The following is a 15809-nucleotide window of genomic DNA, read 5'->3' as shown; positions in this document are numbered from 1 at the left end:
ACCGCCGCCGACACCGCCGGGACCGCCGGCCAGGGGGCCGCGCGGGCCCATGCCGGCCGGGTTGGAGCCGCCGGGGACGCCACCGGGACCACCGGGCGTGCCGGGGCCACCGGGCACGCCCGGCATCCCGGGCACGCCGCCGCGCGCACCGGGACCGTTGGGGCCGCCGGGACCACCGGGCATCCCCGGGCCGCCGGGCACGCCGGGAGCGCGCACGCCGGGCGGCAGGTTCGGCCGCGCGCCGGGACCGCTCGGGCCGACGGGGCCCCTCGGCGGCAGGACGGGGCCGTTGCCCGGGGGCTTCGGCGGCGTCCACACCGGGGGCGGCAGCGGGGGACCGACGGGCGGCTTCACGGTGACCGGCGGCGGCGGCACCGGCTGCGGGGTCGGCGTCGGCGTCGGCGTGCTCGGCGGCGCCCACGACGGGGTGGTCGTGCCACCGCCGGGCAGCGGGTTGGGCACCCCGGTGGCCGGGCCGGGAGGCGGCGCCCACGACGGGGTGGTGGTGCCGCCACCGCCGCCGGGCGCGCTCCAGGACGGCTGCGTGGAGCTCTGGGCCACGGTGTAGCTGTTGTACTCGCCCGCGCCGGCGGGCGGCGGCGTGTCGACGACGACCTTCGGCGGCGGGACGAACTCACCCAGCGTGTTGCTGTTCCACTCGCTGTTGGACTGGTAGTTGTTCATCACCTCGACGGCCTTGGCCTCGGCGTTGTCCTGCGCCGCTTCCTGCCGCTCGTGGTCCTGCTGCTGCTGGATGACGTGCATCATGCCGACCGGGCCGGTCAGCGCGCCGAGGACCTTGTCGCCGGTGGACGGCGCCTCGGTGGTCACCGGGATCGGTTCGGGCATCTCCTTGCGCGCGTCCACGATGTACTCGCCCTGGAGCTGCGCGGAGGACTTCATCACGTCCGAGGCGCGCTGCGCGTCCGACGCCCACTCGCCCAGCGGCGAGAGCGCCGCCCGCGCCTCGTTCGCGCTGGAGCCCTCCCACACCGCGCCGAGCTTCTCCAGTCCCCGGTGGATGGAGGTGTCGATCTCGGCCAGGGTCTCGGACAGCGACTTCCACTTGTCCTCGATGGGGCGGGAGGCCGCCACGCCGGGACCCTCGTTGATCATGCGGTACAGATCGGGGTGTGCGTAACCGCGCCAGCGGTGGTCACCCATGGTGCTCGCCCCCCTCGGGTGCGTTGGTCGTCATGTCAGTCGTTGTGGACGCGTCCCCAGGACGCGGTGTTGTCGCCCTCGACGCGGCGGTAGTCGGCCTCGATCGCGGTCAGCTGGTCCACGACGCCCTTGAGCTGGTCGCGGTAGGCCTCGATCGCGGACAGCGCGGCCGAGTCGCCGGCCTCGAAGGTGTCCTGGTTGAACTTCTCGGCGGTCTCCTGGCTCACCGGGTCGCCCGCCCACCGCCGGGCGCGCAGGGCGGCCTTCGCGTCGGCCAGCTGGTCCTCCAGGCGGTGGAGGGCGTCGCCGAACACCTTGCGGGCGTCGGGGATCGCCGACGGCTCGATGCTCAGCTTCTGCTGCGTCCCGCTGTACTCCGGCGTGGTCCGCGAGGAACCACCACCGCCGCCGTCGATGAACAAGACACACCCTCCTCAACGCCGCGCACACCCCACCGTGCGCTTCCGGGATGACTTTAGCTCTGATGCGTCACACGGGTGAGTGGTTCCGCCTGCGAGCCGACTACCGCTACTTGTTCGCGATGGTCTCGACCACGGCCCCGGCGATCTGCGGCGCGAGCCGGCACAGCTCGTCCGCGGGCACGTCCTCGAAGCTCGACACCTGCACGTCGACCATCTGCCCGTCGGCGACGTCGACGCCCAGGAAGCAGACCTCGTCGTCGCCGGGCGCCCGGCCGAGCACCGCGGGGAAGCCGCCGACCTCCAGGTGCTCCGGCTCCACGGCGAAGCTGCCGTCGGTGTACCAGGAGATGCCGGTGGTGGTCACGGTCGTCACGCGGAAGCCCCACCTGTGGTCTTCGCGGGAGAAGTTGCAGGTCGGCGACTGGTAGGTGGTGGCGGTGCCGGGACGCGGCTCCCCGGTGGCGCCGAACAGGGCGCGCTGCGCCTCGGTCAGCGTGGCGCACGGGTCGACGGCCGCCACGTCGATCTTCTTCGGTCGGTCGACGGGCGCCTTCGAAGGCGACGTCGGCTCGCTCGACCCGGCGCCGGTCGTCCGGGTGGGCTCGGGCTCCCGGTCGCCGGCGGTGGCGGACCCGCCCGTGATCCGGGAGCAGCCCGCGAGCAGGACCAGGGCAGCGAGGAGCGGCACGGCACGACGCATGGCCCCAACGTATCCGACCCCCGCCCCGGCCCTCACCCGAACGGGGTGACGGCCGGGTCAGCAGCGCTCCGCGTAGCGGCAGGCCACGACGGCGGGCCGCTCGACCGGCTCGCCCGCCTCGATCGACCACGCCAGCCGCACGTACTGGGCGTGGGTCCAGGACAGCGGCGTCGCCGAGGTGGTGCCCCGGCCCCGCCACACCTGCTCGGGCAGCATCCGGCCCGCGTTGGCGGCGGACGCCACGTCGGCCAGCCGGCCGCGCGCCGCGCCCGGGTCGCCGGCCAGCAGCTCGTACTCGCCGCGCTCGCCGGCGAAGATCGGCCACGTGCGGCCGTAGGTGCGGCCGTGCCCGATGTTCCACGGGCCGCCGTCGGCGCGCTCGCCGAAGCCGTCGCCGTTGTAGCGGTGCCAGAACCGGCCGCGCTTGAGCTGCTCGTCGACGACGCGCACGGTGTTGCGCACCACGGGGTCGTCGTGCGGCCGGACGCCGAGGCGCACGAGTTCGAGGAAGCTCGGGTCCACGGCGGCGCGCTGGTCGATCTCGGTCGGGTGGTTGTCGCCGGGGTTGTAGGTAGTGCCGCGGTCGGGCTGCCCGTCCTTGGTGAGCCGCAGGTAGTAGGGCCGGTCGGAGAACGGGCCGGTGCGGGTGACCGTCCAGCCCTCGACGCGGGCCTCCCAGTCGTCGGCGATCGCGAGGAACCGCGCGGCCCGCGGGTCGCCCGCCCGCTGGAGCAGGTCGGCCAGGCACACCAGGCCGGCGATCGCGGAGGCGATCGTGCCGGGCGAGTACCCGCCCTGGTTCTCCCAGCGCTCCTGCTCGGTGAACGGCGCGTTCGGCTGGGAGACCATGAACTCGGCGGCGCGCACGAGCCCGTCCAGGGTGTCGCGGTCGGCGCGGCCGAGCAGCCACGCCAGCAGCGCCGGCGCGGCCTGCTCGTCCAGCTGCACGTTCGTCCAGTGCGGCTCGCCGGTGACGCGCGTGTTCTGCGGCAGGTGGCCGTCCGGCCGCTGCTGCACGTCCAGCATGAAGTCGAGGGCGCGGTGCGCGGCCCGGGTGTCGCCGGCGGCGAGCAGGGCGCCGGCGATCTGGTACTGGTCACGAGGCCACACCAGGGCGTAGGAGCCGAACTCGGGCGCGACCTCGCGGTCGAAGCCGAACGCCCACGGGAAGCTCGGCGAGGCGATGAACGCGCCGGGGTTGCGCTTGTCCTCGGCGGCGGCCAGCACCATCAGCGACGTCTCGTAGAGGTCGCGGTCGGCGGCGCGCGGGCGCTCGAAGTCCTTGAGGTAGTCGTCCCAGCCCTGGTCGTAGCGGCGGGCGTGGCGGGGGAAGCCCTCGATCAACGAGGCGCGCGCGGTGGTCAGGGCCTCCTCGGGGTTCGCGCCGAACCCCATGGCCAGCGTGGTGCGGCCGTGCCGCAGGCGCAGCTCGCCGGTCTGGACGACGTTGCCGGTGGTGGCGGAGACGGGCGTGACGCCGTGGTCGGCGACCAGGGCGCTCGCGGCCAGCCGGTCGCGGGCCACCAGGGCGTCCGGCTGGTCCACGGCGATGTCGTCGTCGCCGTCGCGGGACAGGTTCGGGTCGAAGACCACCCGCACGTCGACCCGCTCGCCCTCGACCTCGACGTCGGCCAGGACGGTCGCGCGGGACGGGTCGGTGGTGTAGGTGACGCGCGCCTGCCAGCCGGGGCCGCCGAACACCTGCCGGTAGCGCAGCCTGCCGACCTGCTCGGTGCGGGCGTTGGTCGCGGTGCGGCCGTTGACCACGAGCTTGAGCTCGCGGGTGGCCGGGGTGCTCAGGTCGGGGTAGAAGACCTCGTTCAGCCCGCCGCGGCCGAGGGTGAACCAGACCGGGCTGCCCGCCTGGCGGGCCGTGCCGAACCCCTGCTTGTCGGCGGGCATGTAGGTCGCCGGTGGGCCGGGGACGGTCAACGCGCTCGCCAGCAGCACCGCGACCAAGGGTGGCGTCATGCCCCCCTGGGTGCACCGCCGCGCGGCACGTCAAACAACTGTCTACAAAGGACGATCAACTGCGGTTCAGCAGCTCGTCGATGTCCTCGGGCTTCATCGGCTTGGCGAAGAACCAGCCCTGGCCCGTGTCGCAGCCGATCCGGTGCAGCCGCTTGGCCTGCGCCGGGGTCTCCACGCCCTCCGCGGTGACGCCGAGCTGGAGCGCGTGGGCCAGCTGGACGAGGGTGGAGACGATCTGGGCGTCCACCGCGTCCTCCTCGTCGGCCGCCCGCAGCCCCTCCATGAACGAGCCCGCGATCTTCAGCTCGTGCACGGGCAGGTGCTTGAGGTACGCCAGGTTCGAGTAGCCGGTGCCGAAGTCGTCGATCGCGATCCGCACGCCCATGTCCGACAGCGCCCGCAGCGCCTCCAGCGGCTCGTCCGCGGTGCCCATGATGGCGCTCTCGGTCAGCTCCAGCTGGAGGTGGTTCGGCGGCAGCGCGCACTCGTCCAGGATCCGCTTCACGTCCCGCACCAGCTCGGGGTCCCGCGACTGCCGCACCGCCAGGTTGACGCTCACGAACGGCGCGCTGTCGCCGAACGCCTCGAACCAGCGGCGCGCCTGCTCGCACGCCTTGCGCAGCACCCACCGGCCCAGCGGCACGATCAGGCCGGTCTCCTCGGCCAGCTCGATGAACCGGTCCGGCGCGAGCCGCCCGAACTCCGGGTGCTGCCAGCGGACCAGGGCCTCCACGCCCACGACCGTGCTGTCCTCCAGCCGCACCAGCGGCTGGTAGTCCACGTAGAACTCGTCGCGCTCCAGCGCCGCGGGCATGGTCGCGGACAGCGTGAAGCGGGCGACCTCCTTGGCGTTGCGCTCCGGGTCGTACAGGGCCCACCGGGACTTGCCGTCGGCCTTCGCCCAGTACAGCGTGATGTCCGCGTCCCGCATCAGGTCGGCCGCGGTGGTGCCGGACAGGGCGCGCTCGACGATGCCGATCGACGCCGACACGGTCAGCTCGTGCCCGCCGATGCGGATCGGGGACTCCAGCTCCCGCAGCACGCGGTCGGCCACCGCGATGATGTCCCCGGTGTCCCGCGAGCCCTCGACCAGGATGACGAACTCGTCGCCGCCCATGCGCGCCACGAGCTTGCCCTCGCCGGACACCGACAGGTCCAGCCGGCGGCCCACCTCGACCAGCAGCCGGTCGCCGATGTCGTGGCCCAGGCTGTCGTTGATCACCTTGAACCCGTCCAGGTCCAGGTAGCACAGGCCGGCCCGCCTGCTGTGGCGGTTGTTGAACACCCGGCCGAGCCGCTCCAGGAACAGCGCCCGGTTCGGCAGGCCGGTCAGCGGGTCGTGCAGCGCCTGGTAGCGCAGCCGGTTCTGGAGCAGGTGGCGGTCGGTGACGTCCTCGATCATCGCCACCTGGTACTGCGGCTCGCCGTGGTCGTCGCGGACCAGCGACAGCGTCAGGTGCGTCCACACCTGCTCGCCGTCGGCCCGCCGGAACCGCTTCTCGGCCCGGTAGTGGTCGCACTCGCCCGCGGTGAGCTGGTCGTACAGCCGCCAGACGTTGCTGCCGTCCTCCGGGTGCATCAGGTCGCGGATGTTGTACTGCCGCATCTCCTCGACGCTGAACCCGAGCATGTCCTGCAACGCCTGGTTCACGTCCAGGATGCGGCCCTCGATGTCGGCGATGCCGATGCCGATCGCGGCCTCGGTGAACATCGCGCGAAACCGGGCCTCGGACGCCCGCAGCGCGGCCTCGGCCTGGTCGCGGGCGTCCAGCACGGCCGCGCGGATCGCCTCCTGCTCGGCCAGCGTCCGCTCGCGCAGCGCGCGGGCGTACCCGGCGGACAGCGCGCCCTGGAGGGCCGCCAGGCGGGAGCGCATCAGCTCGTCCCGCGGCACGCCCAGCTCGGCGAGCAGGTCGTCGCCGAGCAGCTGCACGGTGCGGCCCAGCGTGTCGGTGCCGGTGAAGTGGGCCTCGACGAGGCGCGCGCCGATCTCGTAGCCCGGCGCGGTGCGGAACGGGCTGGCGTGCAGCGCGTGCACCAGGACCTCGGTCAGCGCCTGGAGGTGCTCGGCGACCTCGGCCCGCGTCATCGGCACGTAGCTGCTGCCGATGACCGCGGTGGCCCAGGTCCGGGCGAACGACTCCGCCCCGGCCTGGACGGCGGGGTCGAGGTTCGATCGGCCTGGTGCTGCCACCCGATGGTCAACCCGTTCCGTCATGTTCGCCGGCCTGCCGCCACAACGCAGAGGATACGGCCGCTCGCGGTGCGCGGTCGACAGGTCGGCCGACGCGTCACCACCGCGGCGCGGACCACGCCCGCCGCCGGCGCGCGGACCGCGTCCGCCGCCGCGCGGGCCACGTCCGCGCCCACCATCAGGGCTTCCGCCCGACCGCGCCGAAGCTGATGAACCGGGCGGCGTCCTCGCCGACGTCGTCCGGCGACTCCGGGTGCCACAACGGCAGCCGCGCCACCCCGGGCTCCACCAGGTCGAGCCCCTTGAACAGGGCCTCCACCTCGTGCCGGCGGCGCCAGACCAGCTCGGTGACGCCCCGGTTGTAGGTGCCGGTGGCCCGGTCCCACGCCGGGTCCCAGTCGCCCTCCTCGTACCCGGTGTGCGAGATCGCCAGGTAGCTGCCGGGCGGCACGGCGTCCCGGTAGGCCGCCACGATGCCCTGCGGGTCCTCGGCGTCGGGCACGAAGTGCAGCAGCGCCACCATCAGCACGCCGATCGGCCGGTCGAAGTCGAGCAGCCCCCGCACCTCGGGCGAGCCGAGCACCGACTCGGCGTCCCGCACGTCCCGCTGGAGCACGCGGACCAGGTCGTTCCCGGTCAGGATGGCCCGGCTGTGCGCGACCGCCACCGGGTCGACGTCCACGTACACCACGCGCGCGGACGGGTCGGTGGCCTGCGCGATCTCGTGCACGTTGCCCACGGTGGGGATGCCCGAGCCGAGGTCGAGGAACTGGCGGACGCCCTGGTCGAGCAGGTGGCGCACGGCCCGCCGCAGGAAGGCGCGGTGGTTGAGCACCACGTCCTTGATCACCGGCGCGTCGGCCAGGGTGTTGTCGGCCACGGCCCGGTCGACCGCGAAGTTGTGCGCGCCGCCGAGCCAGTAGTCGTAGACGCGCGCGATGCTGGGCCTGCTCAGGTCGATGTCGCCCGGCGCCCAGGTCGGCCGCTCCACGCTGTCCACACGCTCTCCTCGACGATCGCGATTCCCCACCGTTGCGGTGACAACCCACATCATGGGCCAATCCGGTGAGTTATCACACCGTCCTCTTGCGTTGATCCCGGATCGCGGTCCAACGAGGTCCATCACCGGGAAGAATGACGTCCTTGTGGGTTACCTGTGGATCGCGGGCGCGGGCGTGCTGGCGGCGGCGGCCGTGCTGCTCGTGGTGCAGTACCGGCGGAAGAAGAGCTTCCTGCCGCCGACGCTGATCGGTTCGATCGGCGCGTTCGCGCTGGTCGCGGGCTGGATGTTCGCGGTGGACGCGACCGCGCCGAAGCACGAGGCGATCAAGACCGGCGGGCTGGCGGGCGGCGCGGTGATCGCCCTGTACGCCCTGTGGCTCAACGACCGGCGGCGGCGGACGGACGAGGCCCGGCACCTGTTGGACAGCGAGCGGCAGCAGCTGGAGAACCAGCGCGCCGAACACGACCGGTCGCGGGTCGCCGATGAGCGGTTCGCCCGATCGGTGGAACTGCTCGGCCACGAGGCCGAACAGGTGCGGGTGGGCGCCATGCACGCCCTGGCCGGCCTGGCGCGGTCCCGCCCGGAGTACGGGCAGACCGTGCTCGACGTGCTGTGCGCCTACCTGCGGCGGCCGTTCCTCGTCGACCCGGACGGGGAGGGGCGGAACCTCCGGCAGGAACCCGAGCACGGGCGCGAGTTCGAGGTCCGGCTCACCGCCCAGCGGCTGATCGCCGAGCTGCTGCCCCGCGACGACGTGCCCGACGCGCCGCGCTACGACCTCGACCTGACCAGGGCCTACCTGGAGTACTTCGACATCTCGCACCGGCAGGTGAACAACCTCATGCTGCGCGCCGCGCACCTGCACCGGTCCAACTCGTTCCACCACACGACCGTGCACGGCGGCGCGTGGTTCACCGACGCCGAGAGCCTGGGCCGGCTCTACCTGCACGACATGACCTTCCACGGCAAGGCCTGGTTCAGCCACTTCCGGGTCGGCGCCGACCAGCGGACCGACTTCTCCCGCACGGCGTTCCGCGGGCCGAACAAGTTCGCCGAGGCGGTGTTCGGGGGGCCGGTCACGTTCGAGGGCGCCCGCTTCGCCCAACCCGTCGACTTCCGGCAGGCCAGGTTCGCCCGCGCGCTCGACCTGCGCCCGGCCGAGCCGCAGGTCGCCCGCACGATCGGCATGCACGTGTCCACCGGGCACGAGAACCACCTGCCCGACGGCTGGGTGGTCGAGGAGAGCACGGGACTGGTGAGGAGCTGATGGGGCGCGGGCGGTGGTTGCTGGCGGTGAGCGTGCTCGCCGCGGTGCTGGTCACGATCGCCACCACGGCGGCGCTGCTGCTGGTCGACCCGAGGCAGCCGAAGGCCGAGGCGATCAAGACCGGTGCGCTGGCGGGCGGCGCGGTCGTCGCGCTGTACGCGCTGTGGCTCAACGACCGGCGGCGGCGCGTCGAGGAGGCCCGGCACGAGCTGGAGAGCGACAAGGCCTCCGACGAGCGGTTCGCCAAGGCCGTCGAGCTGCTGGGCAACGAGGCCGACCAGGTCCGGGTCGGCGCGATGCACGTGCTGGCCAACCTGGCGAAGGCCAACCAGCGGTACAAGCAGACCGTCCTGGACGTGCTGTGCGCGTACCTGCGCCGCCCCTTCGAGCACCCGGCGCTGAAGGAGAAGCCCGAGGACCCCGACCAGGCCTACTTCGGCAAACCCGAGGACGAGCCGGGGGCCACGCCCGAGCAGGACCAGGAGATGACGGTCCGGCGGACCGCGCAGCGGCTGATCACCGACCTGCTCCCGTGGGGCTCGAACCCGGACGCGACCAGGTACCAGGTCGACCTGAGCGGGGCGAAGCTCGTGCACTTCCGGCTGGAGGGCCGCCGGTTCGGCCGGCTCGTGGCCCGGCGCGCCCAGTTCTACGGCATCACCGCGTTCCGGGAGATCACGCTCGCCCAGCCGGCCCTGTTCTCCGGCGGCACGTTCCACGGACGGGTGGACTTCGAGGACGGGAGGTTCCACGGCGGCATCTCGTTCCAGGACGCCACCTTCAAGCGGGGCCTCCAGCACGCCGGCGCGACCGCGGGCACGTTCCTGCACTTCCCGCCGCGACCGCCGGAGGGGCTGACCGGCAGCCTCGACGTGCAGGGGGGCACCGTGTTCCGCAACGACCCCGCCGGGTGGCCGCTAACCGGCGACGGGAAGTCCGCGGCCGTCGAGGACCATGTCCAGCAGGACTGACGCGGCCGCGCCGCCCGCCGGCGAGGTGACCACCGCGGTCTCGGCCACCGGCGCGTCCACCACCTCCACGAACCGGGCCCGGGTCCTCTTCGCCGCGAACGACCGGGGCACCAGCGCGACGCCGAGGCCGAAGCCGACGAAGTCGAGCAGCGAGTGCACGTCGTCGACCTCGACGGCGACCCGGCGGTCCACCCCGGCCGCGGCCAGGGCGCGGTCCACCGCGTCGCGCGTCCCCCGGTCCGGGGTGAAATCCACGAACGGCTGACCCGCCAGCTCGGCGAGCCGCACCGACTCCCGCGCCGCCAACGGCAGTTCGGGCGCGCACGCCAACACCAGCGGTTCGGTGGACAGGGCCGACACCTTCAGGTCATCCGTGACGTGACCGGCCGTGACGAACGCGAGGTCGAGCCGACCCGCGCGCACCAGCTCGACCAGCTCGCCCGACCCCGCCTGCCGCAACCGCAGCTCCACCCCGGGGTGCAGCTCGTGGAACCGCGCCAGCACGGCCGGCAGGTGCACGCCGTGCAGGCACTGGACGCTGCCGACGGACAGCTCGCCGCGCAGCAGCCCCTGGACGGCCGCCACCGCGTCCCGCGCCGCGTCGACCGCGCCCAGCGCGCGGCGCGCCTCCGCCAGCAGCGCCCGCCCGGCCTGGGTCAGCTCCACCTGCCGGGTGCTGCGCACGAACAGCGGCGCGCCCAGCTCGACCTCCAGCGCCCGGATGGACGCCGACAGACCCGACTGGGCGACGTGCATCCGCCGCGCGGCACGCGTGAAGTGGCACTCCTCGGCCACGGCCACGAAGTACTCCAGCTGCCGGAGCTCCACGATTCATCACCCGTACTGCTGAATGGCATCAGGTCCTTCTGTTGGACAGCTTAATGCGGTCGGCCCAAGCTGGAACCGCACAAGGACCGACACGGAGGTACGTCAAGATGCTGACTCGCCGCATCGGTGGAGTCGAGGTCAGTGCCATCGGCCTGGGCGGGATGCCCATGTCGCTGGAGGGCCGACCCGACCGCGCCCAGGCCGTCGGGACCATCCGCGCCGCCGTCGAGGCGGGCGTGACCCTGATCGACACGGCCGACGCCTACTCCGCCGACGACAGCGACTTCGGGCACAACGAGGAGCTGATCGCCGAGGCGCTCAAGGGCGTGGACGGCGTCCTGGTCGCCACCAAGGGCGGCCACACCCGCACCGCCGACGGCGGCTGGGCCCTCAACGGCAGGCCCGAGTACCTGAAGGCCGCCTGCGAGGCGTCGCTGCGGCGGCTGGGCGTGGACGCCCTCGACCTCTACCAGTTCCACCGGCCCGACCCGGACGTGCCGACCGCCGAGTCCGTCGGCGCGCTGGCCGAGCTGCTGGACGAGGGCAAGGTCAAGCTCGCGGGCGTGTCCAACTTCGACCCCGCGCAGATCCGCGAGGCCCACGAGGTGCTGGGCGGCCGGCTGGCGAGCGTGCAGAACCAGTTCTCGCCCGCGTTCCGCTCCAGCGAGCCGGAGCTGGAGCTGTGCGCGGAGCTGGGCGTCGCGTTCCTGCCGTGGAGCCCGCTGGGCGGCATCAGCGCGGCCGGGCGGCTGGGCGAGCGGTTCGGCGCGTTCGCCGAGGTCGGCGCGGCGCACGGGGTGAGCCCGCAGCAGGTGTGCCTGGCGTGGATGCTCGCCAAGGCGCCGCAGGTGGTGCCGATCCCGGGCGCGTCGCGGCCCGCGAGCATCACCGACTCGGCCGCCGCCGTGCACCTGGAGCTGACCGGGGAGGAGCTGCGCCGACTCGACGGGTGACCGCCGAATGGCGGAACGGGGCGATCGGGACGACGATCTGACCAACCCGCGAAACACCTGAGCCGTCCGGGTTGACGGCCGCACCTCGCGGCCGGCCCGGACTGCTCCGTTTTCGTGACCGATTAACGAAGACTCTGGTGAACCGGTTGGTCCTGTCGCACACTGCCCAACGAGTCAACTCCCTGCACTGGCTCCAGGAGTCCCGATGAACACCTTCGCACGCTCCGCCACAGCACTGTTGACCTGCGCCGTGCTGGCCCTGGCCGGCTTAGCCGCTCCCGCGTCGGCCGCTCCCGCCGAGGACCACGCCATGGGCTCGCAGATCCGCAAGCACGAGGGAGGCTCGCCACGCGCCGTGGTGCCCGACGACCCCAGCACCCAAGCCGTCGTGTACGGCATCGACGTGAGCGGCCACCAGGGCAACGTCGACTGGAACCACTGGTGGGGCCTCGGCAAGCGGTTCGCCTACGTCAAGGCCACCGAGAGCACCGGCTACCGCAACCCGTACTTCGCCCAGCAGTACAACGGCTCCCACGACGTGGGCATGATCCGCGGCGCGTACCACTTCGCGCTGCCCGACCGCTCCGGCGGCGCCGCCCAGGCGGACTACTTCGTCAACAACGGCGGCGGCTGGTCCCCGGACGGCCGGACCCTGCCCGGCGCGCTGGACATGGAGTACAACCCGTACGGCGCGACCTGCTACGGGCTGTCCAAGGCGGGCATGACCGCCTGGGTCAAGTCGTTCAGCGACCGCTACCACGCGCGCACCGGCCGCTGGCCGGTCATCTACACGTCCACCAGCTGGTGGAACCAGTGCGCGGGCGGCGACTTCAGCTCCACCAACCCGCTGTGGGTGGCGCGCTACTCGTCGACGATCGGCGCCCTGCCCTACGCGTGGCCGTACCACACGTTCTGGCAGTACTCGTCCTCGCCCATCGACCAGAACCAGTTCAACGGCGCCTACGACCGGTTGCAGGCGCTGGCCGACGGCTGACGCGCCGCGGTGGGTCGGCCGGGCGCGTCCCCGCACCCGGCCGACCCCGCGGGCCGTCAGTCGAACAGCGCCGGGAGGGTGCCCTCCCACGCCTCGCGCAGCTCCGCCAGCGGCAGGCTGCCGAGACCCTGGACCTCCAGGGCGCCGGACTCCGGGTCCACCACGCCGACCTTGCGCCACGGCAGGCCGCGCGCGGCGCACATGTCGGTGAACCGCAGCTCCTCCGTGCGCGGCACGGCCACCAGCACGCGGGCGGTGGACTCGCTGAACAGCTCGGTGAACAGGTCGCCCTCCAGGAACACCCGGGCGCCCACCTCGCCGATCAGGCACGTCTCCACCAGCGCCTGCGCCAGGCCGCCGTCGGACAGGTCGTGCGCGGCGGACACCATCCCGTCGCGCGAACCCGCCACCAGCACCTCGCCCAGCAGCTTCTCGCGGGCCAGGTCCACCTTCGGCGGCAGGCCGCCCAGGTGGCCGTGCACCACGTGCGCCCACTCCGAGCCGCCGAACTCGTCGCGCGTCTCGCCGAGCAGCAGCAGCGTCTCGCCCGCCTCCGCGCCGATCCCGGTCGGGATGCGGCGGCGGACGTCGTCGATCACGCCCAGCACGCCCACCACCGGCGTCGGCAGGATCGCCGTGGCGCCGGTCTGGTTGTAGAAGCTGACGTTGCCGCCGGTCACCGGGATGCCCAGCTCGGCGCAGCCGTCCGCGAGGCCCTTCACGGCCTGCTCGAACTGCCACATCACCGCCGGGTCCTCCGGCGAGCCGAAGTTCAGGCAGTTGGTCACCGCGACCGGCGTGGCGCCCGAGGTGGCGACGTTCCGGTACGCCTCGGCCAGCGCGAGCTGCGCGCCCGCGTACGGGTCGAGCCTGGTGTAGCGGCCGTTGCAGTCGGTGGACAGCGCCACGCCCCGGCGCGTCGACTCGTCGATGCGGATCATGCCCGAGTCGGACGGCTGGGCGAGCACCGTGCCGCCGCGCACGTACCGGTCGTACTGCTGGGTCACCCACCGCTTCGACGCCAGGTTCGGCGACGCCGCCATGGTCTTGACCAGCTCCAGCAGCTCGTCCCCGGAGGGCCGCGCCAGCCGGTCCGGCGCGTCGGCCTGGAGGGCGTCCTGGTCGGCCGGGCGCTCGATCGGCCGGTGGTACACCGGGCCCTCGTGCGCGACCGTGCGCGGCGGGACGTCCAGCACGACCTCGTCGTGCCAGGTGATGACGAGCCGGTCGCCCTCGGTGACCTCGCCGATCTCGGTGGCGATGACGTCCCACTTCGCGCAGACCGCCATGAACGCGTCCAGGTCCTCGGGCCGCACGACCGCGCACATGCGCTCCTGCGACTCGCTGGACAGGATCTCCGCCGGGGTCATGCCGGTGGCGCGCAGCGGCACCCGCTCCAGGTGGACGCGCATGCCGCCGTCACCGGCGCTGGCCAGCTCCGACGTCGCGCACGCCAGGCCCGCGCCGCCCAGGTCCTGGATGCCGACCACGATGCGCTCGGCGAACAGCTCCAGGCAGCACTCGATGAGCACCTTCTCGGTGAACGGGTCGCCCACCTGGACGCTGGGCAGCTTCTTCCGCTTGCCCGCGGTGTCGTCGAAGGTCTCGGACGCCAGCACGGACACGCCGCCGATGCCGTCGAGACCGGTGCGCGCACCGAACAGGATGATCTTGTTGCCGGTGCCCGAGGCGTGCGCCAGGTGCAGGTCCTCGACCCGCATCGCACCCACGCACAGGGCGTTGACCAGCGGGTTGCCCGCGTAGGTCGCGTCGAACACGACCTCGCCGCCGATGTTCGGCAGGCCCAGGCAGTTGCCGTAGCCGCCGACGCCGGCGACGATCCCGGGCAGCACGCGGCGCGTGTCCGGCGCGTCGGCCGGGCCGAACCGCAGCGGGTCCATCACGGCCAGCGGACGGGCGCCCATGGCGAGGATGTCGCGGACGATGCCGCCGACACCCGTGGCCGCGCCCTGGTACGGCTCGACGTAGGACGGGTGGTTGTGGCTCTCGGCCTTGAACGTGACCGCCCAGCCGTCGCCGATGTCCACCACGCCCGCGTTCTCGCCGATGCCCGCGAGCATCTTGGCGCGCATCTCGTCGGTGGTGGTGTCGGAGAAGTACTTCAGGTGCACCTTGGACGACTTGTAGGAGCAGTGCTCGCTCCACATCACCGAGTACACCGCCAGCTCGGCGTCCGTGGGCCGGCGGCCCAGGATCTCCTTGATGCGGGCGTACTCGTCGTCCTTCAGGCCCAGCTCCTTGTAGGGCTGCTCCTGGTCGGGCGTCTTCTCGGCGTTCTCGACGGTGTCCACGGTGTTGCCGGTGTTGACGGTCATCAGGCCTTCACCACCGAGTCGACGAGGGACAGGAACATGCCGAGGCCGTCGTCGGTCGGCCCGGTGAGCGCGTCGATCGCGTGCTCCGGGTGCGGCATGAGGCCGACGACCCGGCCGTTGGCGCTGGTGATGCCCGCGATGCCGTTGCGCGAGCCGTTCGGGTCCTCGCCGACGTAGCGGTAGACGACGCGGCCCTCGCCCTCCAGCTCGTCGAGGGTCCGCTGGTCGGCCTGGTAGCCGCCCTCGCCGGACTTGAGCGGCACGAGGATCTCGGCGCCCCGGTCGTACCGGGTGGTCCAGGCGGTCTCGTTGTTCTCGACCCTGAGCCACTGGTCGCGGCACACGAAGTGCAGCTTGGAGTTGCGGACCAGCGCGCCGGGCAGCAGGTGGGCCTCGCAGAGGATCTGGAAGCCGTTGCAGATGCCGAGCACCGGCATGCCCTTGTTCGCCGCCTCCACGACCTCCTGCATCACCGGCGCGAACCGGGCGATGGCGCCGCAGCGCAGGTAGTCGCCGTAGGAGAAGCCACCGGGCACGATGACCGCGTCGACGCCCTTGAGGTCGTGGTCGGCGTGCCAGAGGCTGACCGCCTCCCCGCCCGCGTACCGGACCGCGCGGGCCGCGTCGACGTCGTCCAGCGTGCCGGGGAAGGTGATGACCCCGACCCTCATGCCTCGACCCGCCTCACGACCCAGTCCTCGATCACGGGGTTGGCGAGGAACGTCTCGGCGATCTTGGCGAGCGTGGCGTCGTCGACGTCGTCGGCGACCTCCAGCTCGAAGTGCTTGCCCTGGCGGACAGTGGTGATTCCGTCGAACCCGAGGCGGGGCAGCGCGTTGGCCACCGCCTGTCCCTGGGGGTCGAGGATTTCGGGCTTCGGCATGACGTCGACGACGACTCGGGCCACGACAGGCTGCTCCAAGGTAGGAGGGCTGGCGGTACCCGGGAAGCCTACCTGACCTGGGTGTTCATCCAGTTCCCGCGTGGTGGGGGGCACACGTTCACC

At 72.9% G+C, this 15809-nt stretch carries 14 protein-coding genes; 4 read left to right on the top strand and 10 right to left on the bottom strand.

The window, feature by feature from the left end; all coding sequences use genetic code 11:
- The 6 genes from ABD223_RS05265 to ABD223_RS05240 form a co-directional block, all read right to left on the bottom strand.
- On the bottom strand, nucleotides 1-1164 hold a 1164-nt coding region (locus ABD223_RS05265; RefSeq protein WP_344034694.1), incomplete at its 3' end, for a PPE domain-containing protein.
- A gap of 35 nt (nucleotides 1165-1199) precedes the next feature.
- Nucleotides 1200-1586 (bottom strand): transcriptional regulator, encoded by a 387-nt coding sequence (locus ABD223_RS05260; protein WP_344034693.1) that lies wholly within the window; start codon nucleotides 1584-1586, stop codon nucleotides 1200-1202.
- A gap of 106 nt (nucleotides 1587-1692) precedes the next feature.
- On the bottom strand, nucleotides 1693-2286 hold the full coding sequence (locus tag ABD223_RS05255; RefSeq protein WP_344034692.1) for a DUF3558 domain-containing protein: 594 nt from the start codon (nucleotides 2284-2286) through the stop codon (nucleotides 1693-1695).
- A 57-nt stretch (nucleotides 2287-2343) separates the two neighbouring features.
- A complete protein-coding gene (locus tag ABD223_RS05250; protein ID WP_344034691.1) occupies nucleotides 2344-4257 on the bottom strand; it encodes a glycoside hydrolase family 15 protein in 1914 nt (637 codons plus the stop codon).
- Nucleotides 4258-4312: 55 nt separating this feature from the next.
- Nucleotides 4313-6475, bottom strand: coding sequence for a putative bifunctional diguanylate cyclase/phosphodiesterase (locus ABD223_RS05245; RefSeq protein ID WP_425563919.1), 2163 nt, complete (start codon nucleotides 6473-6475; stop codon nucleotides 4313-4315).
- A gap of 154 nt (nucleotides 6476-6629) precedes the next feature.
- Nucleotides 6630-7451, bottom strand: coding sequence for an SAM-dependent methyltransferase (locus ABD223_RS05240; RefSeq protein ID WP_344034689.1), 822 nt, complete (start codon nucleotides 7449-7451; stop codon nucleotides 6630-6632).
- A gap of 145 nt (nucleotides 7452-7596) precedes the next feature.
- Between ABD223_RS05240 and ABD223_RS05235 the strand changes: the two genes are divergently transcribed.
- Both ABD223_RS05235 and ABD223_RS05230 read left to right on the top strand, forming a co-directional pair.
- A complete protein-coding gene (locus ABD223_RS05235) occupies nucleotides 7597-8721 on the top strand; it encodes a pentapeptide repeat-containing protein (RefSeq protein WP_344034688.1) in 1125 nt (374 codons plus the stop codon).
- Nucleotides 8721-9692, top strand: coding sequence for a pentapeptide repeat-containing protein (locus ABD223_RS05230; protein ID WP_344034687.1), 972 nt, complete (start codon nucleotides 8721-8723; stop codon nucleotides 9690-9692). Before ABD223_RS05235 ends, ABD223_RS05230 begins: the two co-directional genes overlap by 1 nt.
- Here ABD223_RS05230 and ABD223_RS05225 read toward each other — a convergent pair.
- On the bottom strand, nucleotides 9639-10520 hold the full coding sequence (locus ABD223_RS05225; protein WP_344034686.1) for a LysR family transcriptional regulator: 882 nt from the start codon (nucleotides 10518-10520) through the stop codon (nucleotides 9639-9641). The genes ABD223_RS05230 and ABD223_RS05225 overlap by 54 nt on opposite strands.
- 107 nt (nucleotides 10521-10627) lie before the next feature.
- On the opposite strand from ABD223_RS05225, the gene ABD223_RS05220 reads away from it, so the two are divergent.
- Nucleotides 10628-11473: an aldo/keto reductase gene (locus ABD223_RS05220; protein ID WP_344034685.1), complete on the top strand. Its 846-nt coding sequence runs from the start codon at nucleotides 10628-10630 to the stop codon at nucleotides 11471-11473.
- 205 nt (nucleotides 11474-11678) lie between these two features.
- Entirely contained in the window at nucleotides 11679-12467 is a 789-nt protein-coding gene (locus ABD223_RS05215; RefSeq protein ID WP_344034684.1) for a lysozyme, read from the top strand.
- Nucleotides 12468-12523: 56 nt separating this feature from the next.
- Here ABD223_RS05215 and purL read toward each other — a convergent pair whose 3' ends face one another.
- From purL to purS, 3 genes are read right to left on the bottom strand one after another with little or no spacing between them, the layout of a single operon-like run.
- Nucleotides 12524-14803 (bottom strand): phosphoribosylformylglycinamidine synthase subunit PurL, encoded by a 2280-nt coding sequence (gene purL / locus ABD223_RS05210; protein ID WP_344034683.1) that lies wholly within the window; start codon nucleotides 14801-14803, stop codon nucleotides 12524-12526.
- Complete coding sequence (gene purQ, locus ABD223_RS05205; protein WP_344034682.1) at nucleotides 14803-15474, bottom strand: phosphoribosylformylglycinamidine synthase subunit PurQ; 672 nt, start codon at nucleotides 15472-15474, stop codon at nucleotides 14803-14805. Before purQ ends, purL begins: the two co-directional genes overlap by 1 nt.
- Nucleotides 15471-15710, bottom strand: coding sequence for a phosphoribosylformylglycinamidine synthase subunit PurS (gene purS / locus ABD223_RS05200; protein WP_306743917.1), 240 nt, complete (start codon nucleotides 15708-15710; stop codon nucleotides 15471-15473). Before purS ends, purQ begins: the two co-directional genes overlap by 4 nt.
- Between the last annotated feature and the right edge of the window lie 99 nt (nucleotides 15711-15809).

Source organism: Saccharothrix xinjiangensis (genome assembly GCF_039527585.1).
Taxonomy (GTDB): Bacteria; Actinomycetota; Actinomycetes; order Mycobacteriales; family Pseudonocardiaceae; genus Actinosynnema; species Actinosynnema xinjiangensis.
Note: the sequence above shows the minus strand (reverse complement) of the source record. Positions and strands in the feature narration are given on the sequence as shown.